The organism is Streptomyces sp. NPDC001514, from assembly GCF_053597075.1.
Genome location: NZ_JBSFHO010000022.1, coordinates 93,641 through 116,263 on the forward strand (window position 1 = coordinate 93,641; position 22,623 = coordinate 116,263).

The 22,623-nt window shown below is 70.7% G+C and carries 20 protein-coding genes and 1 pseudogene; 16 read left to right on the plus strand and 5 right to left on the minus strand.

What is annotated here, in order from left to right; genetic code table 11:
- The 4 genes and pseudogenes from ACWCXB_RS23160 to ACWCXB_RS23175 all read left to right on the plus strand — a co-directional run.
- Positions 1-81: pseudogene (locus ACWCXB_RS23160) on the plus strand (SAM-dependent methyltransferase); the annotation flags it as partial.
- Positions 82-190: 109 nt separating this feature from the next.
- Positions 191-892, plus strand: coding sequence for an alpha/beta fold hydrolase (locus ACWCXB_RS23165; protein ID WP_450725369.1), 702 nt, complete (start codon positions 191-193; stop codon positions 890-892).
- A gap of 164 nt (positions 893-1,056) precedes the next feature.
- Entirely contained in the window at positions 1,057-1,818 is a 762-nt protein-coding gene (locus ACWCXB_RS23170; RefSeq protein ID WP_450725370.1) for an SMODS-associated NUDIX domain-containing protein, read from the plus strand.
- A gap of 169 nt (positions 1,819-1,987) precedes the next feature.
- Positions 1,988-4,765 (plus strand): phosphotransferase family protein, encoded by a 2,778-nt coding sequence (locus tag ACWCXB_RS23175; protein ID WP_450725371.1) that lies wholly within the window; start codon positions 1,988-1,990, stop codon positions 4,763-4,765.
- Positions 4,766-4,913: 148 nt separating this feature from the next.
- On the opposite strand, the gene ACWCXB_RS23180 is transcribed toward ACWCXB_RS23175, so the two are convergent.
- Complete coding sequence (locus ACWCXB_RS23180; RefSeq protein WP_450725372.1) at positions 4,914-5,579, minus strand: ScbR family autoregulator-binding transcription factor; 666 nt, start codon at positions 5,577-5,579, stop codon at positions 4,914-4,916.
- A gap of 180 nt (positions 5,580-5,759) precedes the next feature.
- Between ACWCXB_RS23180 and ACWCXB_RS23185 the strand changes: the two genes are divergently transcribed.
- From ACWCXB_RS23185 to ACWCXB_RS23220, 8 genes are all read left to right on the plus strand, one after another.
- The gene (locus ACWCXB_RS23185; protein WP_450725373.1) at positions 5,760-6,743 is read left to right on the plus strand and encodes a ScbA/BarX family gamma-butyrolactone biosynthesis protein; all 984 of its coding nucleotides are present in this window, start codon (positions 5,760-5,762) and stop codon (positions 6,741-6,743) included.
- Positions 6,737-7,879 (plus strand): acyl-CoA dehydrogenase family protein, encoded by a 1,143-nt coding sequence (locus ACWCXB_RS23190; protein WP_450725374.1) that lies wholly within the window; start codon positions 6,737-6,739, stop codon positions 7,877-7,879. Before ACWCXB_RS23185 ends, ACWCXB_RS23190 begins: the two co-directional genes overlap by 7 nt.
- The gene (locus tag ACWCXB_RS23195) at positions 7,876-8,559 is read left to right on the plus strand and encodes an HAD family hydrolase (protein ID WP_450725375.1); all 684 of its coding nucleotides are present in this window, start codon (positions 7,876-7,878) and stop codon (positions 8,557-8,559) included. The genes ACWCXB_RS23190 and ACWCXB_RS23195 overlap by 4 nt, the downstream gene beginning before the upstream one ends.
- Before the next feature lie 152 nt (positions 8,560-8,711).
- Positions 8,712-9,311 (plus strand): TetR family transcriptional regulator, encoded by a 600-nt coding sequence (locus ACWCXB_RS23200; protein WP_450725376.1) that lies wholly within the window; start codon positions 8,712-8,714, stop codon positions 9,309-9,311.
- Positions 9,312-9,330: 19 nt separating this feature from the next.
- Positions 9,331-10,332, plus strand: a complete 1,002-nt coding sequence (locus tag ACWCXB_RS23205; protein WP_450725377.1) for a LuxR C-terminal-related transcriptional regulator — start codon at positions 9,331-9,333, stop codon at positions 10,330-10,332.
- Between the two features lie 150 nt (positions 10,333-10,482).
- Positions 10,483-11,508 carry an enolase C-terminal domain-like protein gene (locus tag ACWCXB_RS23210; RefSeq protein WP_450725378.1) on the plus strand — a complete coding sequence of 342 codons (1,026 nt, stop codon included), beginning with the start codon at positions 10,483-10,485 and terminating at the stop codon, positions 11,506-11,508.
- A 460-nt stretch (positions 11,509-11,968) separates the two neighbouring features.
- Positions 11,969-13,150, plus strand: a complete 1,182-nt coding sequence (locus ACWCXB_RS23215) for a LeuA family protein (protein WP_450725379.1) — start codon at positions 11,969-11,971, stop codon at positions 13,148-13,150.
- A gap of 90 nt (positions 13,151-13,240) precedes the next feature.
- Positions 13,241-13,978 carry a LuxR C-terminal-related transcriptional regulator gene (locus tag ACWCXB_RS23220; RefSeq protein ID WP_450725380.1) on the plus strand — a complete coding sequence of 246 codons (738 nt, stop codon included), beginning with the start codon at positions 13,241-13,243 and terminating at the stop codon, positions 13,976-13,978.
- Positions 13,979-14,060: 82 nt separating this feature from the next.
- Here ACWCXB_RS23220 and ACWCXB_RS23225 read toward each other — a convergent pair whose 3' ends face one another.
- Positions 14,061-15,134, minus strand: coding sequence for a TauD/TfdA family dioxygenase (locus tag ACWCXB_RS23225; protein ID WP_450725413.1), 1,074 nt, complete (start codon positions 15,132-15,134; stop codon positions 14,061-14,063).
- Between the two features lie 49 nt (positions 15,135-15,183).
- Positions 15,184-16,011: an ArsR/SmtB family transcription factor gene (locus tag ACWCXB_RS23230; RefSeq protein ID WP_450725381.1), complete on the minus strand. Its 828-nt coding sequence runs from the start codon at positions 16,009-16,011 to the stop codon at positions 15,184-15,186.
- A 64-nt stretch (positions 16,012-16,075) separates the two neighbouring features.
- On the opposite strand from ACWCXB_RS23230, the gene ACWCXB_RS23235 reads away from it, so the two are divergent.
- Both ACWCXB_RS23235 and ACWCXB_RS23240 read left to right on the plus strand, forming a co-directional pair.
- Entirely contained in the window at positions 16,076-17,545 is a 1,470-nt protein-coding gene (locus ACWCXB_RS23235) for a DHA2 family efflux MFS transporter permease subunit (RefSeq protein ID WP_450725382.1), read from the plus strand.
- Between the two features lie 57 nt (positions 17,546-17,602).
- A complete protein-coding gene (locus ACWCXB_RS23240; protein WP_450725383.1) occupies positions 17,603-18,169 on the plus strand; it encodes a TetR/AcrR family transcriptional regulator in 567 nt (188 codons plus the stop codon).
- A gap of 102 nt (positions 18,170-18,271) precedes the next feature.
- Here ACWCXB_RS23240 and ACWCXB_RS23245 read toward each other — a convergent pair whose 3' ends face one another.
- Together ACWCXB_RS23245 and ACWCXB_RS23250 are read right to left on the minus strand one after the other, a co-directional pair.
- Complete coding sequence (locus ACWCXB_RS23245; protein ID WP_450725384.1) at positions 18,272-19,450, minus strand: pyridoxal phosphate-dependent aminotransferase; 1,179 nt, start codon at positions 19,448-19,450, stop codon at positions 18,272-18,274.
- Between the two features lie 24 nt (positions 19,451-19,474).
- Entirely contained in the window at positions 19,475-20,128 is a 654-nt protein-coding gene (locus ACWCXB_RS23250) for a cysteine hydrolase family protein (RefSeq protein WP_450725385.1), read from the minus strand.
- A 153-nt stretch (positions 20,129-20,281) separates the two neighbouring features.
- Here ACWCXB_RS23250 and ACWCXB_RS23255 point away from each other — a divergent pair, with 153 nt between their 5' ends.
- Entirely contained in the window at positions 20,282-22,147 is a 1,866-nt protein-coding gene (locus ACWCXB_RS23255) for an FAD/NAD(P)-binding protein (protein WP_450725386.1), read from the plus strand.
- A gap of 54 nt (positions 22,148-22,201) precedes the next feature.
- Positions 22,202-22,609 carry a cupin domain-containing protein gene (locus ACWCXB_RS23260; RefSeq protein ID WP_450725387.1) on the plus strand — a complete coding sequence of 136 codons (408 nt, stop codon included), beginning with the start codon at positions 22,202-22,204 and terminating at the stop codon, positions 22,607-22,609.
- Positions 22,610-22,623 lie beyond the last annotated feature (14 nt).

Here is a 22,623-nt window from a genome sequence, read left to right on the forward strand (position 1 = left end):
CCGACCGTCCACAACCGCGGCGTCGAGTGGCAGCACCCGATCGGCGAGGTCGTCCCGGCCGTGGCCACGGCCGGTCCGCGGCACGCCGGCCGGTGGTCCACCACCTGATCCGCTGCCCGCTGCCTGGCGCGGTCGGACGATCGAGCCCGAAGCCGGGCGGGTTGTCGGACCGCCGCGCTACGTTGCCACCATGGCGGAATTCGTATTGGTACCGGGCGCGTGGCTCGGATCGTGGGCGTGGGACGACGTGGTGCCGGAGCTCCGTGCGGCCGGGCACGGCACCCACCCGATGACACTGACAGGCCTCGCCGACAAGCAGGGTCTGCCGGTCGGCCGGCAGACGCACGTCCAGGACATCGTCGACGAGGTGGAGCGCCACGATCTCCGTGACGTCGTCCTCGTCGGCCACAGCTACTCGGGCATCCCGATCGGCCAGGCCGCCGAGCGCATCGGCGACCGGCTGGCCCACGTGGTCTTCGTCGACTCCAACGTCCCGGCCGACGGCGAGTCGTTCGCCTCCGCCTGGTGGCAGGGCCCGTCGGCACTGGAGACCTCGATCGCCGAGAACGGCGGCTTCTGGGCGCCGCTGACCGCGCCCGACTGCGAAGGCCAGGGCCTCACCGACGACCAGATCGCCCGCATCGTGTCCGGCGCGACCCCCCACCCGGGCGCCGCACTCACCGATCCGGCCGTACTGCCCCGCCCGCTCGGCGAGCTCCCGGCGACGTACATCAAGTGCCTGCTCGACGGCCCCGAGCCGTCCGACGACGTGGCCAAGCTGCTGACCAGCGAACGCTGGCGGCTGGTCGAGATGGACACCGGCCACTGGCCGATGTTCTCCCAGCCACGCGAACTGGCCCGGATCCTGCACGGATCGGTGGTGGAATCCTGAGCTCAGGCGCCGACGGCCGGCCCGCCCCGCCTCATCCGCCTCCACTGCCCCAATCCGTCGGAGCGGTACGCCCGATCATGTGATCAGTACTCCAAGTCGCCCGATGAGCACGTACATTGAGGGAATCGAGGGCGGGGCGCGTGCGCGATGGAGGGGGCGGCCCAGTGGTCGAGAAGATCGTCGGTGGCATCGTCGTGGCTCTGCTCACGTTCATCGGCCGGACGCTCTGGCAGAACAGGCGGCACCTGAGCCTCCTCCGCGTCCTTCTCGTGCCCTGGAGCCGTACGCGTGTCTCCGTCGCCGTGCTGCTGCGCCTCCATGACGAGGACCACTACGTCCTGTTCGGCTCCGTCACCCGCCCGGGGGCGTTCGGCCCGCCCGGCGGAGTGGTGAAGTACCACGACTCCGCGCGCCCCACACTCGAGCGGCTCGGCTTCGAACCCGAGAGCCGTTCCAGCGACGCGATGCGACTCGACCTGCGGGGCTTCCTGCCCGCCGCGCGGGTCCTCGGCTTCGCCCGCTGGCTGTATCGCGGAGTGGACCGCGAGGCGGCGACGGAATGCCTGCGCCGCGAGCTCCTCGAGGAGCTGGGTGAGGTCGGCCACGACGAGCTCGCCCCCCTGGCCCGGGAGGTCGGCTTCACACCCGTGCGCAGGGTCATCGACGGGCCGATGAAGGTAGCCGGGGAGTCGTACCGGCAGGTCCGCTTCTTCGAGGTGTACGACCTCGTGCTCGACAAACCCGACGCCACCGAGCTGCGAACGGCCCTGCTGACCCTGGCGGGCGACCCCACCGAGCCGCAGGTCATCGGCGCGAGCCGCCGCGAGATCACCCGGGGGCGCGCGGAGCTGAACGTGGTCCTCCCGCAGTCCGCCTTTCTCACCGGCGACCGGCGACTGCGTGAGGACATCGAACCTGTGCGCTGACGGCGACACGGCGAACGAACGAACGTCGTCCCCGCTTTCCCGTTTCCTCATCAGCTTCGGCCGAACGTGTGGCGCCGCTATCGGCGTTCTGCTGGAATAGCAATCCCGGCAAATCGCATGAAGTGCCGCAACTCCGCCTATAACGCATGCTGCCCGAAGGGAAGCGTCGATGACCGCTGCCGTGACCGCCGAAGAGTTCCAACAGGCACTCGCCATCACGAAGTCGGCCCTGCAGGAGGCGTTCCGGGACGACCCCGGACTGGAACAGCGCATCCCCAAGGCGCGCACCGGCCTGGAGAGGGCCGAGGCGGAACTCGCGGCGGGCAACTTCGTGGGGCCCATCTTCCGCATCGGCAACGCCGCCTCCGACCTCGCGTCCGCGTTCTACCTCAGGACGGACGGCAACCGGGCCCGTACGCTGTTCGAACTGGCCGTGCAGTTATACGAGTCCGGCAACACGGGCGAGCGCTACAACGGTTCGATCGACTTCTGCCGCAAGCACCTCGCCACGCTCGGCCCCGCCCCGGTCCAGGACACCGCCGCCCCGGAGGTGGTCGAGATCCGGGCGCAGGTGCCCGTCCAGTCCCAGGGGCCGGCCGCGACACCGGTCCAGCCCCCGCTCGACGAGGCCGAGGTCGTGGACGTACAGCTGTACGTGGCGCCGAACTGGGAGCGGCTGCTCGACGACTGGCAGACCGGCGGGCAGGGAGAGACCCCCGTCAAGGGGCTGATCGACGGCCTCGGTGCGCAGATCATCGAACTCCTCACGAAAAATGCCCCTGCCTCGGCAGAGCGACTGAAACCCGTCATCGACGAGGACCTGGGCGTACTCGCGGAGCACCTTGCCGATGTGACGGTCCCGATCGAGGACCTCCAGGTTCTGCACCAACGCGCCAAGGACGCCCGGTACGTGTCCCAGAGGGAGACCGTCCAGTACGCCAGGGGCGGGACGGTCGCCGAGCTGAAGAGGGTCCGGACGCACTGGCTGACGAGCGCGCTCTGGAATCACTCCCTGAGTCGGCACTGGCCCTCCAACGGCTACCAGATCGTCGCCGACATCCTCGGCTACCTCCAGGTCATCCATATCGAGAGCCGGGACCGGAACGATCAGCGTGAGCTGCTCCTGTCCGTCACCGAAGGGGCCGCGCTGCTCACTCTCGGCGGGCTTCAGGACACCGAGATGAAGCGTGCGCCCCAGGTGTACGGCTGGCTGCGGCATGCCGTCGGTATCCAGCTCCACGTCGGCGGGCCCGATCCCGCGGACCCGGCATCCAGCAAGTTCCACGAGCGGGTTCAGGACCCGAATTACCCCAACCGCCATGTCCACCCCGAACACTGGGCGACACATCTGCTCAACCAGTGGGTCGGCAAGCCGGAGTACCGGAGCAGCGTCGCCTTCAGCCTGCTGATCCTCTCCGGGTGGAAGGCCGACCGGCTGGAACGCATGCTGGACGCCCTGTACCGCAGCGCGCCCGGCGCCCCCGCAGGCCCCGGCAGCGAGGAGACGAAGGCGAAGGCCCGCGACTTCTGGCGGAAGTCGGCGATGGACATGCTCGCCACCACCCGTACGGTTCGGGTCGTCAAGAACGCCTGGGAGCCTGGCGTCGCGACCGCGTCCAGCTCGCTCTCCATGCGTGATCAGGACTCGTCCGTCCAGCTGTCCAACCGTCTGCTGCAGGGAGTCGCCGCCGAGCTCGCCCCCCGCTCGCCCGGCACGATGGTGCAGGGCGCCCTGTTCGCCGGCCGGCCGGTGCCGACCTTCCTGACGTTCAACAACTTCGGCCCCGTCGGTGTACTCAAGATCGACGAAGCGGCCAAGGTCCAGCGGGAGAAGGAGAACTTCGACACCTTCGGCGAGCTCCTGCACCCCCTCTACCGGTCGAGCAAGTGCGTGGTCGGCACCACGACCATCGCCAACAGCAGCAACGGAAGCCGCTACCAGGGCATTCTCACTTCCTACGTCTTCCGTGACCGGGACGAGCCGAAGACGCTGCGCGGCTGGTTGCGCAAGGCCGAGAGCGACGTGCTGAAGAACGTCATCGAGGAGCTCTTCCTCGACGCGCTCGGCCCCTGGCTGAGCGACGCGCGCCGGACCATCGGCGACCTGCGCGGCGAGTACCCCGCGCTCCGCCCCGCCAGCTTCGAGCGGACCAGCTACGCACCCGGCAAGGACGCCGAGTCCGAACTGGCCCACTTCGGACTGCCCGAGGTCGGCGACACCTTCGGAATCGAGGGCGGACTGCCCTGGCACCACCGCTACCTGGGGCCCCTGCTCCAGGACTCCGCCCTCGGGCGCAGCTCGCTCGTCACGGAACGCGATCACGGTGCCACGAATCCTCTGTGGCTGGTGGCGCACATCGCGGACGTGAGCAAGCCGGACGCGGACACGGAGGCGCTCTTCGACTGGCTGCTGTACGACCGGCAGCACGGCCTGACGACACGGTCCTACCTGACCTGCGTCTCCCACGGCGACCTGCACGGCGAGAACGTCCTGGCCAGCGGCCCCGAAGGCCAGCGCCCGGCGCTGTACGTCATCGACTTCGAGACCACCCACCACGGGCACATCTGCAAGGACTTCGCCCGTCTCGAATCCGCCCTGTGGTCCCGGACGTTCCCCTGGAACGCCGAGCAGCTCCAGCAGATCCGCGCCTGGTTCGGCGGAGCACTGCACGGCGAGGCCCTGTGGGCGGCGGAGATCCCGGAGGACACCGATCCGGAGGTACGGCGCGTCCTGACCGGCGTCACCAAGCTGCGCACCATCCTCAAGGGCTGCGAGCAGCAGAACTGGCCCTTCGGAGACCTCGAATACCAGTGGGCCCTGCTCGCCTCCCTGCTGCCGTTCGCCCGCTACCGCGACCACGAAACCCCGGGCAACCGCTACCTCCCCTTCCTCCTCGCCGCCGACATCGCCGACGCGCTCGTCACCACGGCCGACCAGTCGAAGTGACACGCCGGCCCTGCCCCCACCGCCGTTCGGGCGGGCGGGGGCAGGGCGGGTGGCAGGCGGCGGACGGCGAAGGACGGCGACGGCCCCGTCGCTCAGGCAGGTGCCTTGCCGGTGCCGACGCCTGTGCCGGCACCTGTACCGGTGCGGATCAGGCGCGCAGCGCGTACACGATCAAGTCCCGCGCCTCTTCCCATCGCCGCACCAGATCCGCGCGCCGTCCGAGCCGTGCGCAGATGTGCTGGGTGCCGAAGAAGGTCGCGACCAGCATGTGGGCTGCCGCTGCAGGGGAGATGCCCGCGCGCAGCTCGCCCGCCTCCTCGGCCTCCGTCAGGAGCTGTTCGAGGAGGTTCATCCAGCCGACGTAGGGTTCGGGCAACGCGCCCTCGGCCAGTGGCTGTTCCATCTGCAGTCGCGCGCCGCCCTGGACGACCGGGTCGTCGCGGAAGGCCACCGCGGTCCGGTCGAGCAGCTCCACCAGGGTGTCCATCGGGCCGAGTCCCTTGGCCTGTACGGCTTCCAGGAGCACCGGCCAGCGGCCGTAGTGGGCCTCGACGACCGCGATGGTGAGCGCTTCCTTGGTGGGGTAGTGGAAGTAGACCGCGCCCTTGGTCATGCCCACGCGGTCGGCGACGTCCTTGACGGAGGTCCCCGCGAACCCGTGTCTGTCGAAGAGTTCGGCCGCGGCGTCCAGGATCTGGGTACGGGTGCGCACGGCCCGCTCCTGTTGCAGCTCAGGGCCGCGCCCCTGCCGGCCATCGCCTGCCGTCCTGCGCTCCGTCACCGGGAACGCCGCCCGGCTCTTCTTCTGGTCCACGCTGGTTCTCGCCTTCTCGGGTTACCCCTCGGATGCCCCCTTGCCATCCATGCGCCGGATGGCCATTGCAATATACCTTCCCGCAGGTATATTTTCGACCCGCTGAACAGTCAGTGGCCAGGCGTCACTTGTGGTCACCGGCGTCATGGCATGTCCTTTTCATAGATGGGGGAAATGCTCATGTCCGAAACCGACATATTGCCCGGCTCTCTGCTTGCCGGACACTCTGCCGGAGCTCATGTTCCACGCACTCTGGTTCACAAGACGGCGGACCGCGAGGTGTTACTGTCCGCCGCAGGGCCGCTGGCCGGCGACCGCTTCGCCGTCTGGGTCCGCTGGCCGCACGACCACCTCCTGTACCAGCGCGCCGCCGACGGAAGCAGGGACTCCCTGGTGGTCGTCGAGACGATGCGGCAGGCGGGGATCTATCTCTCGCACCGTTTCCACGACGTCCCGATGGACCACGCCTTCGTCCTGCACAGCTTCGACTTCCACCTCGACGCGCCGGTCCGCGACAGCGGCGACGGTGCCGACGTGGTCTTCGACATCACCCTGTGCCGTGAGCAGGGCAACTCGCGCCGCTTCCGGATGTCGTCCGACGCGGACATCCTCGTCGGCGGCCGCCCGGTGGGTCGGGCCGCCATGCGCTGGGACGCGCTCGCGCCCCGGCAGTACGCCGTCGTACGAGGCCGTGGTGTCTCGGATGCCGTGCACGCAGACCGTACGGCGGAGGATCCCGTGGGGCAGCCGCTGCTCGCATCCGACGTCGGGCGGGACCGGAGCGATGCCGTGCTGCTCACCAACTCCCCGGATGTGAACGGTGGTTGGAGGGTGCGCCTGGACACCGGGCACGCCTCCCTCTTCGATCACGCCTGTGACCATGTGCCGGGCATGGTGCTCGTCGAGGCCTTCCGGCAGGGCGCGCTCGTCCGCGCGAGCCAGGACGCCCCCGGCGGCTGGGCGGTCCACTCCATGCGGACGTCGTTCGTCGCGTTCGGCGAACCCGACCTCCCCGTCACCGTCACCGCGGAGTCCACCGGCCCCGATGCCTTCCTGCTCACCGCCCGCCAGGGCGCTCGCACCCTCGCTTCGGCGCAGGTGACCGGCCGCACCACGTCCCCGCTCGGCATGCTGGCCCGGCGGGCAGGTGCTGCCACGTGCTGAGTGATCTGGAACAGACGCTGCGCATCGCCCGCGACGACCGGGCGCTCCTCGACGAAGGGTGCAGGCTCACCGACCGGCTCGCCGACTCGCTGGTGGCGGACGGCTTCGCGCGGCACTTCGTGCCCGAGCGATGGGGCGGCTGTGCCGGAACGTTCACCGCCCTCCTGGATGCGGTCTCCACGCTGGCCGAGACCTGCGCGTCCACCGCGTGGTGCGCTGCCCTGTACGCGGCGCACGGGCGGCTCGCCTCCTATCTTCCCGAGGCCGGGCAGCAAGAGCTGTGGGGGAGCACCCCCGATGTGTGCGTGGCCGCCTCCGTCGTACCGCCGCAGGGCAGCGCCGAACGTGCGGGCTCCGGCTGGCGGCTCACCGGGAAGTGGACCACGGCCAGCGGGATCGACCAGGCGGACTGGGTGCTGCTCGCCTCCTGGGCGCCGGCGGTGGACGATTCCTCGGGAACCGCGCATGTCCACCGGGACCACCGGATCTTCGCGGTGCGACGCACGGACGTGAAGGTACTCGACACCTGGCGCCCCGTGGGCCTGCGCGGCACCGGCAGCAACAGTGTCGAAGCCGACGTCTTCGTCCCCGACCACCTCACCTTCACCGTGCGCGACCTGGGCCGTGTCCAGACGCACGCGGCTCGCTGCCACACCGTCCCGTTCCCCCTGGTGGCGGCCCTGATCTTCGCGGCTCCCATCCTGGGCGCCGCCGAGGGGGCGCTGCGCACCTGGTGGCTGCAGCAGTCCGGGCGGGTGCGCCCCGACGGCAGCACGGCGTCCCAACAGCCGGTGCAGCAGCGGGTGCTGGCCCGTTCGTCGGCGCACATCCAGTCCGCGCGGCTGCTCCTCGAGCGGGCCGCGCAGCGGGCCGATCATGCTCCGGTCACGCCGGTCCTCGTCGCCGAGAACCAGCGTGACGTGGCCGCGGCCGTCGAGTTCTGCGCCACCGCGGCCGACCAGCTCTTCCAGACCGCGGGGCTCCACGCCCTCGACGAGGGCGACGCCCTGCAGCGCGGCTGGCGCGACATCACGGCGGCGCGCAGCCATGCCACGCTCAACTTCGATGCGGCGGCGTCGAGTTACGCGGGCGCCCTGCTCACCGCGCGGGCCGCGACCGCGGAAGGAGCCAAGTGACCCGGCGTATCGCCTTCTTCGACGTGGACGAGACCCTGCTCGCCGGGAAGAGCATGCTCAGCTTCTGGTGGTTCTGGTCCGCCCTGACCGCCGGCGAGGGCAGCCCGACCGATCCGCCCCGCACCGCAGGCGCGGACCGGGAGACGCTCAATCGCGCGTACTTCCGGCGGTTCGCCGGCGTTCCCCTGGTACGCCTCGAAGAGGCTGCCGGGCGGTGGTACGCGCAGTACCGGCACGGGGTGGACGCCTATCTGCCCGAGCCGCTGAACGCCCTTCAGCGGCACAGCGGTTCCGGCCACGAGGTCGCCCTCGTCACCGGTTCCGGGTCGGTCCTGGTCCAGCCGGTCGCCGAGGACCTCGGGGCGCGCCATGTGCTGGCGACCGAGCAGCTCACGGACGCCGCAGGGATGCTCACGGGCGAGGTGCGGCGGCCGATGATCGGGGCTGCCAAGGAGACGGCCGTGGCCGCTCTCATGGCGCGCCTGGGTGTGCGGGCGGAGGACTGTTTCGCGTACGCGGACCACAGCAGCGATCTGCCGATGCTGTCCCTGGTGGGTCATCCCGTGGTCGTCGGTGACGACCCGGTCCTGGCCGAGCGGGGGGCGGCGCGGGGCTGGCGTTTCCTGGCGGCGCGGACGGGTCCCCGTCCTCGTAACGCCGGGGTGAAAAGCATGAGTTGAGGCGCAGCGGTCCCTGTCGGCGCGTGGCCGGGAGGGACCGCACACACCGCTTAAAAAATACCTTCGGGATGGTATTTTGTTGTCATGGAGTACTCGGTCGACGGGAGACGTGGGACGGATGCGAGACACCTCCGGTGAGCCAGGAACGGTCCGTGCGGACCCGACGCCTGCTGCTGCAGGCCGCCGCCGACGAGTTCGCCGCGCGCGGTTACTCCGGCGCTCGCCTGAAGGCGGTGGTCGAGAACATCGGCATGACCAAGGGCGCGCTGTACGGCCACTTCGCCTCGAAGGAGGACCTGGCCGCCGCCGTGGCGGACGAGGGCATGCTGGCCTGGGAGAGTCTGCGGACGGAGCTGGCCGCCGAGTCGCTCGGGCCGGGCCGCGAACTGCGGGAGCTCGCCGGGCAGCTGGCGCGCCTGATGGACGACGACACCGTCTTCCGTGCCGCCGTCCGGCTCGCCTCGGACGGATATCGAGGGTCCTCGGAGCGGGACCTGCCCTCGGCGGTCTCCGCGCACATCATCGACCTCGTCCGGCGCGCGCAGGAAGAGGGCGGGCTGGTCCTGGCGTTCCCGCCCGGCACCTTCGCGGCCCTGGTGACCGCCGCGGTCTTCGCGGGGGCGCAGTCAGGCAGGGAACCCGGCACCGGAAGCCGCACCCGGCTGAACGGGCTGTGGGAGCTGCTCGGCCCGGGCGACTCGGGCGACTCGGGCGGCCCCCCGTCGCCGACTCACCACCCCACCGATCCGTAGGGGAAAGGCAGTGGACGGCATGAGCACACCGGCCATCGGACCTCAGGCTCTGAGGCTCTTCGGGTACGCATCGTCCCGCAGCGACTGGACCGTGCGCAGTGCCTGCGAGCAGCTCGGTGGCACCGTCGACGAGGTCGAGCGCGCCCGGCAGGAACTGCTCGGGCTCGGCCTGCTCATCGAGTCGTCGGACGGCTCCCCGGCGGACGGCGAGCCGACGGCGAAGGCGACGGCCCCGGAGGCGGCGCTGCTGCGGCTGCTCGCCGCCGAGGAGGAGGCGGCCGCGCGGCTGACCGAGCAGATCCGGCGTACCCGCGAGCAGATCGACGCGATGCGCCAGGTGTTCCTGCCGCTGCACACCGCGCGCAGCAGCGGGCTGAGCGGGGAAGTCGTCAGCGATCCGGAGAAGATCGCGCGGGTGCTCGGAGACACTGCCGACATCGCGACCTCGGAGATCCTCAGCATGCATCCCGGACCCGTGATGCCGGCGGAAGCGCTCGCGCAAGGACTGCGGCGCGATCTGCGCGTACTCGAGCGCGGAGTGTCGATGCGCAGCATCCACCTGCGGCCGATGACCCGGATCGTCCATTCGATGGCCCACCTCCAGGAGCTGCGGGGCGCGGGCGCGCAGGTGCGGATCGCGAACATCGTGCCGTTCCGTTTCATCCTCGTCGACCGGGTGCAGGCCCTGGTGCCGGCGCTGCACACCGCCTCCGCCAACGCCATGATGGTGCTGCGCGGAGAGGCCGTCACCGCCTTGCTGGTGAAGGTCTTCGAGATGTGCTGGGCGTCGGCCGCGCCCCTGGAGTCGACCGGGAGCGGCCAGGAGCCCGGGCTCAGCTCGCAGCAGCTGTGGGTGCTGCGGCTGATGTCCACGGGGCGCAAGGACGAGGCGATCGCCCGTGAACTCGGCGTATCGGTGAGGACGTTGAGGCGTGTCATGTCGGACCTGATGGCGCGGCTCGGGGTCGAGAGCCGGTTCCAGGCGGGCATCGCGGCCGCGGAGATGGGGCTGCTTGACTAACAGATCAACTGGCGGTTGCCTTGGTCTCCACCGGGTGGAGATGTCCGCAAGCGGCCACGCCGCGGGGTGCCGCCCCCGAAGCCTGGTGGTGTGCGGATGCCGCTCGTCAGGATGGTGCTCCCGCAGATCGGAAGTGAGTCAGGAGCCCTCGTGTTCGACCCCGCACTCCTCAGGTCCCTGACGGGGACACCGCTGCGGGTCCAGTGCGCCGTCCTGCCCGCGCAGGCGCCCGGCTCCGCACCCCCCGCGGGTTCGCGCGCATGGGCCGTGCTGCGCGTGACCCTGCGCAACGCGGGCAGTGCGGGGCGGGGAGAGGCGACGCTCCTGCCGTACGTCGACGAGCACGAGCCCGCCGCGGTGTACAGACAACTCGACGGTGTACGAGGCGCGTTGCACCGGATGATCAGCCCGGTCGAGCTGCCGGGGCTGCTTCCTCCGGGGCCGGTGCGGAGCGCCCTCGACGCCGCCCTGTGGGACCTGCTCGCCAAGCGCAGCGGGCAGCGCGCGTGGGAGCTGCTCGGGGTGCCCCGTCCACAGCCGGTGCCGGTCATCCGCACCGTGCCGCTGCTCGAACAGACTGCTCTGGAGCAGGAGTTGCGGAGCAGTAACCGCTTCGCCTCCCTCAAGCTGAAGCTCGGCGCGGGTGCCGTCGAGGACGATCTGGCACGGCTCGACGCGGTGCGCCGCTACCGGCCCGACGCCTGGCTGATGGCCGACGTCGGCGGGGCCTGGGACGTGGACCGGCTGCGCACGATGCTGCCGGTCCTGCACTCCCACGGAGTACGGCTGCTCGAACAGCCCCTGCCCGAAGCGGAGTCGGGCGCCCTCGCGACGCTGCGCCGACCGTTCCCGATCATCGCTGATCTGGCGTACGGGGAGGGCGGCGACGTCGGGCGCCTGGTGTCCCGGTACGACGGGATCAACCTCAGCCTGGACGCCGTGGGCGGACTCACGGCTGCCCTGGGCATCATGGAACAGGCGGGCCAGCGGGGGCTGTCCGTGCTGCTCGGCTCGCCTCCGGCGACCGCGCGGTCCGTGGCGGCGGTGCTGCACGCGGCGCCGCGCGCGGACTACGTGAATCTCTCGGGGTGGCTGCGTGCTCCTCAGGAGCCCGTCCATGGACTGGAGTGCGTGGACGGGGTGGTGACCCCGCCCACGCCGTCAGTCTGGGGCTGACATCTCAGCCCCAGATCAGGTCGTCGTCCGACGTGGCCGTGACCGCGCCCCGGATCACGTCGTCCGACGCGGCGGCGAGGCTGCTGGTGTGCGGATGGACTTTGCGCATGATGGGTATTCCCTCTTCCGTGGCTCAGGGCTTGGCGGCGGAAAGTCATGGCTGGTTCCGGCCCTTCGGTGACCGCCGTGGATTACGCCGGTCAGCGCTTCGAGATAACTCTCGCATTCCACCTCCACCTCTCGGCAACCAGTGGAGGTGACCCAACGCTGCCGTGGCCTTGACCGGCCACCGGCCGACGCACCAGTAAATGAAGAAGGGCTTCGGCGTAAAAGTCGACCCATCGGGGTCATGGCCCTGACCGGCCAGTACGGACGGCCGCTCATCCGCCTCGACGCGTCCTAGTGTCCCCGGTGTTGAGCTGCGTCAGCAGCAAAGACCCACGAAGAGGATGCGATGTCAATGACAGCCGATTCGCGCAGGGTTTCCATTTTCGACACCACGCTCCGTGATGGCGAGCAGGCGCCCGGAAACGCGATGAATCCGCGACAGAAACGCGAAATCGCCCTGCGAATAGAGTCGCTCGGCGCCGACTACATCGAGGCGGGTTTTCCCGCCTCGTCGCCCAGTGAGTTCGAGGCGACCCGGTTGATTTCCCGGAGCCTGACCTCGGCGTGGTTCACCACGTTCTGCAGGGCCGTACGGGCCGATGTGGAGACCGCCGTCGACGCGGGCGGCGTCGAGCGGCACCAGGTGCAGATCATGGCCACCGGCAGCGACATGCACCTGCGGCACAAGCGGGGCATCAGCCGCCAACAGGCCGTCGACGAGGTCGCCGACTCGGTCGCGTACGCGCGCTCGCTCGGCGTCGATGCGGTGTCCGTGGGCATCGAGGACGCCAGCCGGGGCGAGGACGAGCTGCTGCGCGCCATCGCGCTCGGCGCGGTCGAGGCGGGCGCCACCTGCTTCGCGGTGGCGGACACCTCCGGGTGCAATCTGCCGCAGGAGTACGGGGCGCTCATCGCGAAGTTCCGCTCCTGGCTGCCCGAGGGCATCCGCATCTCCACGCACTGCCACGACGACTTCGGGCTGTCGCTGGCCAACGCCGTGGCGGGACTCGAGGCCGGGGCCGACGAGGTGCAGGCGACGCTCGGCGGCATCGGCGAGCGCGCGGGCAACACGCCGTTGGAGGAGCTGGCCGCGCTGCTCACCTACAAGGGCGACATCCTCGGTCTGCACACCGACATCGACGTGTCCGCGATGTACGAGGCGTACACGGCGCTGCGCGGTGTGATCGGCCTGGAGGAGCCCCGCAACAAGGCGATCTTCGGGACGTACGCCTTCGGAACGGCCGCCGGGATCCACCAGCAGGGGATGCTGCGCAACCCGGCGACGTACGAATACGTGGAGCCCGCCCGCTTCGGGCGCGAGCGCTCGCTCCTGATCGGGCGGCACTCGGGGCGGGCCGTGCTGCGGCACATCCTCGACGAGCTGCGGATCGCGGTGAGCGACGAGGAGCTGACCGAGCTGTACCGGGTGCACATCGCCGAGCGGGAGGGCGGGGACTGCGAGGACATCTCCGTCCTGAAGTACCGCCTTGCCGAGGAGCTGCTGGACCGGCGCCAGCCGGCGGCTGCCGCCTGATGCGCGCCTCGGGCCGGGGCCGGCACCCGTCGGCCCCGGCCCGTCCGCATGCTGTGCACGGCGCGAACGGAGTGGAGATGACGAGTGGAGATGACCGTACAAGGCGCCGAGGACGGGCTGGTTCTGCTGTACGGGACCGAACGCTCCGACGTGTACGTCCTGCTGGCCGACGCCGACCCGGTGTCCCGGCACGTCCTCGCGCGGGCGCTCGACGGGGCGGACCGGATCAAGGTGCTCGGCACCGTGGACAGCGGCCTGCCGTTGCACCACTGGCCGCTGAGCGGGGTCGATGTCGTCGTCCTCGCGGGCGCCGGGCGGTCGGGCGCCGGGCGGGCGGGGCCGGCGTCGGCCGCCGCGGAGTTGGTGCACAAGGGGGTGCGAGTGCTGCTGCTCGACACCGGGTGGAACCCCGAGTCGCTCGGCGCCGCACTGTCCGCGGGGTGCGCGGGCGCCCTGGTCAAGGACCCCGAGATCGGCCGTCTCGCGGCCGCGGTGCGGGCGGCGGCGACCGGCTACGTGGTGCTGTCACCGGAGCTTCTCGGCCTCTGGCCGGCCTCCTCGCGCACGGCCGCCGTGCCTGCGCGGGAGCGCAGCGACCGCTCGGTCGGCCTGCTTCTGCGCTCCCTCACGGAGCGGGAGCGCGAGGTCCTCACGCTCCTGGCGGAGGGCCTGTCCACGAACGAGACGGCCCGCCGCCTCAAGGTCACCCCGGCGACGGTCAAGAGCCACGTCTCCCACTCCCTCACCAAGCTGTCGGTCCGCAACCGTCTGGAGGCGGTCCTGCTGATGCGCCGGGCGCTTGACGAGGACCGCCCGCCGTGGTCGTGAGGGAACGGTTCGGCCGACGGAGGCCCGGGGCCGGGGTGCCTCCGTCGGCCGGCGGTCCTTCAGGGGTGCGGGTCGGACGGGGTCAGTCGCCCACGCGGCCCCGTACCCCGTTCAGCCAGCGGTCGGCGTGCCGTTCGGCGGCGGCCGCGTCGCGGAACGCGTACGTCTTCAGGAGCCAGCGCCGGCGGGCGCGGGACGCGTCGTTGATCTCCATCTTGTCGCGGCTGTGCAGGCCGTCCTGGTTGGCGAAGGTGAACAGGTCGCCGGTCCGGATGCGGTGGCGGGTCTTGTCCGCGCGGACCAGGGCGTTCTTGAGGGCGAGCAGCGCGTCCTTCGCGGACTCGGGGGCGCCCGGCGCGGTCGTCGTGCAGGTGTCCAGGTAGCGGAAGCTGTGGTGGTTCTCCAGGATCGGGTGGACCTCGGAGACCGTCAGGTCCTTGTTGTTGTCGCGCGAGAAGACGTCGAAGGGCGTGATGAACTGCGCTTCCCTGAGCTGGAGCTGCTCATCCGCGCTGAGGTGCGCGAGCAGGTCGCGCCCGTCCACGAAGCCCGTGTAGATGAAGTCGCCCTCGGGGCAGTGCATACCGAGCAGCGAGATGAAGTCGGCGCGCACGGGGTGGGCCGTGCGGTCGTTGTGGTACACCAGCTCGCTGTCGCTGAAGCCGGTCTGCATTCCGCTGTAGCGGTTGATCGCGACGACGTCCGTGAAGAAGTCGCCGTTGAAGCGGGTCGCGTAGGAAAGGAGCGGCGTCTCGACCAGCTGAGCGAAGAGCTCCAGGAACGCCTCGCCGACGAAGGTCTTCTTCTTCGCGTGCTTGTCCGCGACCGGGTCGTCCAGGTCCAGGAGCGGGATCTCCGCGTCCAGCGGGCAGTTGCGCAGCGCATGCGCGTCGGACGCGCCGGTCCTGCGGTCGTCGCGGATGCGCGTGCAGACGTCGGTGAAGAAGGCGGGCACCTCGCCGCGCGCGATCAGGTCGCCGACGGCCCGCGAGAAGGCCTCGTAGTCCTCGTACGGGCTCTTGGCCACGGAGTCGAGAACTGCGGTGAGCTGGTCGCGCTCGGGGTCGGAGAGTACGTAGGTGGGTTCCATGGCCACGAGCATCACCGTCGAGGCATCCCCGTACATCGGCTGTTGGAGGAGCCGGCCCTCGTCCACGTACCCCAAAGGCGAGCTCCGGCTCCGCCGAAGGTGGAGGCGGCGCGAGCTATCCCGCGAGCACCAGGCCGAGCGAGCGCTCCAGACCCTGAGCCCCCGCGTCCGTCAGGTGCACCACGCGCGGGCTCGCCCCCCACCGTACCCACTCGAGCTCGAACAGCCGTGCAGTGAGCGCGGCGCCGAGGCCGCCGGCGAGGTGGTGCTGGTGCTCGCTCCAGTCGACGCAGTACCGGATCGCGGGGCGGCGGGGCGGCAGACGGTCGGGGTCGACGCCGAGTTCGGCGAGCTTCTCCCGTCCCGTGTCGGTGAGTTCGTACGAGATGTCGCGCCCGTACGACGAAGGCCGGTCCCGCACCGCCTCCTTGGGGCGGTGGATACCGTCGTGCCCGGTCAGCACGGAGCGATCGAGGAGCGCGCGCATGAGGGCGACGCCGAGCTGTCCGGCCAGATGGTCGTAGCAGGTCCGGGAACGGTGCAGGGCGTTGGTCCTGTTGCTCTCCTTGAGGGACGTGATCGCCAGCGGCGGGGCGATCAGGGCGAGGGCCTCCAGGGCGGCGCTCACGTCCGGCCCGGAGAGCTGGTAGTAGCGGTGCCTGCCCTGCTGCTCGACCGTGACGAGCTCTCCCTCGACCAGCTTGGCGAGGTGCACACTTGCCGTGGCGGCACTGACCCCCGCCTCTCCCGCGAGCGCGGCGGCCGGCAGGGTGCGGCCGTCGGCGAGGCATTTGAGGATGCGGGCGCGCGACGGGTCGGCGATCAGGGCCGCGGCACGCGCGATGTCGGTCTGACGCTTGAGCGGCTCTCCGTGGTGCTCCGAGGCCGAGGACCGGGTGCTGTGGCGAGTCGATTTCGCCGTGGGGCGGCTGGCGTTCGGCATGATCAGAGCGTATGACAACGACACTTCGTCATGCGACGAAGTATCCGGCTCCGATGCTCTTCCCATGACAGCGACCGAGATCACCCCCAGTGCCGCCCAGGCGGACCCACAGCCCGTCACCGCCCCGAAGTCCACGTCAGGCGTGAAGCCCGCCCTCTCCCTGCCCCCGCTGATCGCCCTCAGCCTCGGCTACTTCCTGGTGATGCTGGACGTCACCGTCGTCAATGTCGCCGTCCCCGACATCAGTGACTCCCTGCACACAGGGGCCTCGGCGCTGCAGTGGATCGTCGACGGGTACAGCACCGTCTTCGCGGGACTGCTGCTGCTCGGCGGCGGCCTCGCCGACCGGCTCGGGCACCGCCGGATGTTCCTGGCCGGGCTCGGCGTCTTCACCGCCGCCTCGCTGGCCTGCGGTTTCGCCGGGACCTCCGGGATGCTGGTGGCGGGACGGCTCGCGCAGGGCGCGGGCGCCGCGTTCCTCGTGCCCGCCTCGCTCGCGCTGCTCCAGGCGACCTACCCGGACCGCGCGGTGCGGGCCAGGGCGATCGCCATCTGGGGCGCCGTCGCCTCGGTCGCCTTCGGCGCCGGGCCCGCGGTGGGCGGACTGCTCGTCTCCGGGCTCGACTGGCGCTCCGTGTTCTGGCTGAACCTGCCGGTCGGCGCGCTCGCCGTCCTCCTCACGCTCCGGCACATCCCGGCCTCCGCGCGGAAGCCCGCCGCCCGCAAGATGGACCCGGTCGGCCAGGTCCTCGGCATCGTCGGCCTCGTCGCCCTCGCCGGCGGTCTCAACGAGGCGGGCTCGCACGGCTGGACGTCCCCGCTCGTCCTCTCGGCATTCGGCATCGGCGTCGCCGCCCTGGCCGCCTTCGCCCTGGTGGAGCGCACCCTCGAAGCCAGGGAGGCCACCGGCCGCACCGAGCGCGCGCCGCTGCTGCCACCGTCCCTCTTCCGCTCCGGCGCCTTCACCTCGACCGCCGCGATCGGCCTACTGATCAGCCTCGGCTACTACGGCATGCTCTTCCTGACCACGCTCTACTTCCAGCAGGAGCGCGGCTACACCGTCCTGGCCACCGGTCTCGCGCTGCTGCCCTCCGTCTGCATGGGTCTGATCGCCGCCCCCCTGTTCAGCCGTGTCGCCGCCCGCACCGGCCCGTACGTCCCGATGGCCGCCGGTCTCGCCCTCGGCACCGCGGGCTTCCTCGGCTGGCTGCTCGCCGGGCCCGACACCCCGTACCCGGTCCTGCTGTTCGCCCTGATCGCCACCGGCCTCGGCCAGACCATGACGGCTCTCGCCGCCACCGCCGCCATCATCGAGGCCGCCCCCGCCTCGGGCGCGGGCATCGCCTCGGCCGTCTTCAACGTCTCCCGGCAGGTCGGCAGCGCCGTCGGCGTGGCCCTGTTCGGCACCTTCGTCGCCTCGGTGGCCGATTTCACCTCGGGCCTGCGCCTGTCGGCGGGGATCGCGGCGGCGGCCTTCGCCACCGGCACCCTCCTGGCCCTGTCGGTGCGGCGCCGCACCCGGCGGAACGCCTGATCAGGTACCGGACGGAATCCTTGATCAAGTCCCAGGACGAGTGGATAGAGTGCCGCCATGGGGACCGCAGAACGTCTGATCGAAAGCACCCGGGAACTGCTCTGGGAGCGGGGCTACGTCGGCACCAGCCCCAAGGCGATACAGCAGCGCTCCGGCGCCGGAGTGGGCAGCATGTACCACCACTTCGAGGGCAAGGCGGGCCTCGCCCTCGCGGCGATGGAACGTAGCGCCCAGGAGCTGAGGGAAACGGCCGAGGCCCACTTCTCGGGCCCGGGCTCGGCGTCCCAGCGCATCGCGGCGTATCTGCTGCGGGAGCGCGACGTGCTCCGCGGCTGTCCCATCGGGCGCCTGTCGATGGACGCCGACGTCATCTCCGACGACCGTCTGCGCGCCCCACTGGACGAGCTCTTCGCCTGGCTGCGCGGCCGCCTCGCGGAGCTGGTCGCCGAGGGCCAGGCGGCGGGTGAGATCGACGCAGGGCTCGACGCGCAGTGCGTGGGCGCGATGATCGCGGCGGTGGTGCAGGGCGGGTACGTCATCGCCAGGGCCGCGGAGTCGCCGGAGCCGTTCGACGCTGCGGTGCGAGGGGCGCTGCAGCTGCTGGGGCACGAATACGACGCTTAGGTCGAGCCCGGCCTGATCGACCGGACAGGCCCAGGGCCCCCGGGCGGTCCCGGGAGCCCTGGAGCGGCCGCGCGGCAACGCGGCGTACGCGCCGAGAGGCCGTCAGCCCCGCGCCAGTGCCCGCCCCATCCGCTCAAGAGCGGCCTGGAGCACCTGAGGCGACGTGGCGAACGACAGCCGTACGTAGCCTTCGCCGCCCGGACCGAACGCCGAGCCCGGCATCATGGCCACCCCTGTCTCCTTCAGGAGCCACTGGGTGAAGGACGCCGAGTCCGCGAAGCCGGTGCCGCGGATGTCCGCGAAGGCGTAGAACGCCCCTTCCGGGGGTGCACAGGACACTCCTGGCAGCGTGTTGAGGCCGTCCACCAGGAGAGCGCGGCGTGCCGCGTACTCCGCGACCATCCGGTCGACCGGCTCCTGCGGACCGGTGAGCGCGGCGATTCCGCCCCGCTGGACGAACGAACCCGTGCAGCCCACCGTGTGCTGCTGGACCTTGAGCATCTGCGTCATGATGTCGGTGGGCCCGGCCGCGTAGCCCAGGCGCCAGCCCGTCATCGCGTAGCCCTTGGAGAAGCCGTTCACCGTGATCGTGCGGTCGGCGCAGCAGGAGAGCGCGCCGAGGCTGAGGTGATCGTTGCCGTCGTAGAGGATCTTCTCGTAGATCTCGTCCGCGATCAGGAGCACGTCGTGCTCCGTCGCGAACCGGCTTATCGCGCGAGCCTCATCGGTGGACAGGGCCCGTCCGGTGGGGTTGTTCGGCGAGTTGACGAGCAGGGCTTTCGTGCGCGGTGACACATGCCGTTCGAGCAGCTCCCTGGTGATGCGGAAGCCGTCCGCGCCGTCCAGGGCGATCTGCACCGGGTGTGCGCCGATCAGGCGCGCCATCGACGAGTAGCTGACCCAGCTCGGCGTCGGCACCAGGAGTTCGTCGCCGGGGTCGAGCACCGTCAACAGGGTGGCGAACAGGGCGTGTTTGGCCGACGGAGTGACGATGATGTCGGTGGCCGGGTCGGCCTCGATGCCGTTGTCCTTGGCGAGCTTCCCGGCGATCGCCTCAAGCAGGCCGGAGAGGCCTCGACTCGGCGTGTAGTGGGTGAAGCCGGTGCGCAGCGCGCTCACCGCCTCGTCCACGACGTGCTCCGCCGTGTCGAAGTCGGGCTCGCCGCCGCCCAGGTCGAGCACCTCCACGCCTTGTGCGCGCAGCTCCGCCACCATGTCGAAGACCGCATACGTCGCCGACTTCTCGACCCTCGTGAAGCGGGACGCGACTCGGTTGCCCATTGCCTTGAACTCCCTTCCTCGTCGTCAGGCGGCTTGCCGCGCGGCGGGCAGTGCCCCGGCGACGGTGGTGACCGTGGCGATGCGGGACAGGACCTTGAGTGCCGCCTCGTGAACCTCCTGGTCACCGGCGAGCGTCGCGTCCTCGAGGACCTGGACGCGGTAGTCCAGGTCGTGGGCCGCCTGCGCCGTGGTGAGGACGACCAGCTCGGTGGAGACGCCGGTCAGCAGGAGGGTGTCGATTCCCTGGGTGCGCAGGAGGAGTTCGAGGTTCGTGCCGTGGAAGGGGCTGATGCGGTGCTTGGCGACCACCGGCTCGCCGGGCTCCGGCTTGAGCGCGTCGTGCACCTGCGTCGCCCAGGTCCCCAGGATCAGCCGCTCGTCGTCCTTCGCCTTCTCGAAGACCGGTGACGTCGCGGGCCACTCCGGGTAGTCGGGCGTGAAGCCGACGACGACGTAGATCACGGGGATGTCCGCCGCGCGGGCCCGCGCGATCGCGTCGGCGGCGCGCTCGATGACGCGCCGCTCCTGTGCCTGCGCGTAGTAGCCGTCCGCCGCGTACTTGCCGTCCGGGTGCACGATCTCGTTGATGAGGTCGAGCACGAGAAGCGCCGGGCGCCGGCTCTGCCCCTGATCCCGCCCCTGATCCCGCCCCTGATCCCGCCCCTGAAGCTGACCCATTTCTCTTCTTCCCTTCGCTGTGGCCGAGTCGGCCGAATTGCATGAGTAACTCTCATGTGATGCATCAATGAACCCGTCTTGATCTGTAGATACAGCCGCTCCTATCTTCAAGGTGCCGCAAGACGGAAGCCCGTTCCCCGGAAGGTGCAGTAAATGAAGGTGGCAATTATCGGCAGTGGCCCCCGTGGACTTTCGATCCTGGAGCGGATGGCAGCGCGTTACGCCGAACACCCGGTCCACGAGGACACGGAGATCTACCTCATTGACTCCCACCAGATCGGCAGCGGCCGTATCTGGCGCACCGACCAGCCGGAATGGTTCCTGATGAACACGGTGGCCGACGAGGTCTCCGCCTTCTCGGGGCAGCCGGACGGAGGCCCGGCCAGACCCGGCGCGGGCCCGTCCCTCGCCCAGTGGTGGCGTTCCGTCGACCCGCATTACCCGGGACCCAACAGCTATGCGCCGCGGGCCCTGCACGGCCGCTATATGCAGTTCATTCTCAGGACGATCGAAGAAAACCTCCCCGAAAATGTCCGCCTGATACCCGTCAAGGCGACGGTCGACGAACTCGAGCGAACGGGCGACGGATATCGCCTCACCCTCAGGGAAGGTGCCCACCTCACGGCCGACCGCGTCATTCTGACCACCGGACACGCCACCCCGGAACTCACCGGCAACCAGCGCCATCTCGCCGCATTCGCCGACCAGCGCCCAGGCGTCCGCTACGTCGCGGGCGACTCCGCCGCCGACATGCCGCTGAGCGAGATCCCGGCGGGCTCTCCGGTCGGCGTACTCGGGCTCGGTCTGTCCTTCTACGACGTGATGGCCGCACTCACCGAAGGGCGCGGAGGACGCTACGAGCAGGACGGCGGCGGCGGGCTCGTCTACCGGCCGAGCGGAGCCGAGCCGGTCATCGTCGCGGGCTCGCGCAGCGCGATGCCACTGCCGGCCCGCGGCCGTAACCAGAAGCATCACGACTACCGCTACGACCATGTGCTGTTCACTACGGAGCGCGTCCTGTCCCGGAGCCGCCACGGCGAGATCTCCTTCGCCGAGGACGCCCTGCCGTGGCTGCTGGCCGAGGTCGAACTCGTCTATTACGCCACGACGCTGACGGCCCGGTACGGCCCCGGGCACTCCACCGCCTTCGAGGCCGAAGTGGTCGCCGCTGCGGAGAGCGGGGTGCCCGACGTCGTCGCCATCGCCGCCGGGTACGGGCTCGATGACGTACCCCCTGTCGACCTGGACGGGCAGGCCCGCCCGTTCGCGGGGCTGCACTTCGACAGCCCGGAGGACTTCGAGCAGGCGCTCATGGCGGCGCTCGCGGACGATCTGGCGCACGCCGAGGCCGGCAACGTCGACGATCCGCTCAAGGCCGCGCTCGACGTCATCCGTGACTCCCGCGCGGTGATCCGCTCCCTCGTCGACTTCGCGGGCCTCACCCCGACCTCGCACCGCGAGGAATTCCTCGGCTGGTACGTGCCCCGCAGCTCCTTCCTCGCCGCCGGGCCGCCGCGGGTGCGCCTGCAGCAGGTCGCCGCGCTGATCTCGTGCGGGCTGCTGCGCATCGCCGGGCCCGACACCCGCTTCAGCCCGGACCCCGAGACGGGCCGCTTCGCCGTGCACTCGCCGTACGTGGCCGGCTCCAGGACCCTCGTCGACACCATCGTCGATGCCCGCATCCCGACGCCCGATGTGCGCCTGGACCCGCATCCGCTCACCCACAGCCTGCGGGAGCAGGGCATCTGGACGTCGTACGTCAACCACGGCCGCGACGGGGACCGCTTCGACACCGGCGGCGTCGCCGTGACCGAGGCGCCCTTCCATCCGGTGGACCGCGCGGGCCGGGCGGACGAGGGCCTGTACGTCCTCGGCATTCCGACCGAGCACACCCGCTGGTTCATGCAGGGCGGCAGCAGCAGGCCCGGCTTCTGGACGGACTTCGTGCAGAACGCGGACGCGATCGCGGCCGACGTGGTCGCCCCCGTGCAGACACTCGTGGCCGAACCGGCGGTATAGACCGCCGCGTTGACCCTCTTCCCTTCCTCTCGACCCCTGAAAGCGAGAATCCTCATGTCCGTCGCCGCACAGAACGCCGCCACCACCACCGAGCCCCAGGTCCGCAACGTCACCGTCCTGCGCGACATCCTCGGCTCCGCCGGACTCGACGCCCTGGACTGGGAGCGCTGGGTGGAGCCCGGGCGTGCCGGGGTCGACCTGCACCGCCTCTACGTCACCGACGACGGGTCGGGCGCCGCGATGATCACGCGCATGGCTCCGGGCGCCCACGGCGACCTGCACGAACACCTCGGGTACGAGCTGATCCTGGTACTCGAAGGGGAGCTCAGGAACGACAACGGCGACCGGTACCTGCCCGGCGACCTCGTCATAGAGGAGCCCGGCAGCATCCACCAGGTCAGCACCGAGAGCGGCTGCACCGTGCTCGGCGTCCGGCACGCGCCGACACGGCCGGTGGCCTGACCCCATGACCGCCG

Excerpts from the sequence above, each read along its gene's own strand:
- ACWCXB_RS23165 (WP_450725369.1), top strand. The coding sequence starts at position 191 with ATGGCGGAATTCGTATTGGTACCGGGCGCGTGGCTCGGATCGTGGGCG.
- ACWCXB_RS23175 (WP_450725371.1), top strand. The coding sequence starts at position 1,988 with ATGACCGCTGCCGTGACCGCCGAAGAGTTCCAACAGGCACTCGCCATC.
- ACWCXB_RS23185 (WP_450725373.1), top strand. The coding sequence starts at position 5,760 with ATGTCCGAAACCGACATATTGCCCGGCTCTCTGCTTGCCGGACACTCT.
- ACWCXB_RS23205 (WP_450725377.1), top strand. The coding sequence starts at position 9,331 with ATGAGCACACCGGCCATCGGACCTCAGGCTCTGAGGCTCTTCGGGTAC.
- ACWCXB_RS23215 (WP_450725379.1), top strand. The coding sequence starts at position 11,969 with ATGACAGCCGATTCGCGCAGGGTTTCCATTTTCGACACCACGCTCCGT.
- ACWCXB_RS23220 (WP_450725380.1), top strand. The coding sequence starts at position 13,241 with ATGACCGTACAAGGCGCCGAGGACGGGCTGGTTCTGCTGTACGGGACC.
- ACWCXB_RS23230 (WP_450725381.1), bottom strand. The coding sequence starts at position 16,011 with ATGCCGAACGCCAGCCGCCCCACGGCGAAATCGACTCGCCACAGCACC.
- ACWCXB_RS23235 (WP_450725382.1), top strand. The coding sequence starts at position 16,076 with ATGACAGCGACCGAGATCACCCCCAGTGCCGCCCAGGCGGACCCACAG.
- ACWCXB_RS23240 (WP_450725383.1), top strand. The coding sequence starts at position 17,603 with ATGGGGACCGCAGAACGTCTGATCGAAAGCACCCGGGAACTGCTCTGG.
- ACWCXB_RS23245 (WP_450725384.1), bottom strand. The coding sequence starts at position 19,450 with ATGGGCAACCGAGTCGCGTCCCGCTTCACGAGGGTCGAGAAGTCGGCG.
- ACWCXB_RS23250 (WP_450725385.1), bottom strand. The coding sequence starts at position 20,128 with ATGGGTCAGCTTCAGGGGCGGGATCAGGGGCGGGATCAGGGGCGGGAT.
- ACWCXB_RS23255 (WP_450725386.1), top strand. The coding sequence starts at position 20,282 with ATGAAGGTGGCAATTATCGGCAGTGGCCCCCGTGGACTTTCGATCCTG.
- ACWCXB_RS23260 (WP_450725387.1), top strand. The coding sequence starts at position 22,202 with ATGTCCGTCGCCGCACAGAACGCCGCCACCACCACCGAGCCCCAGGTC.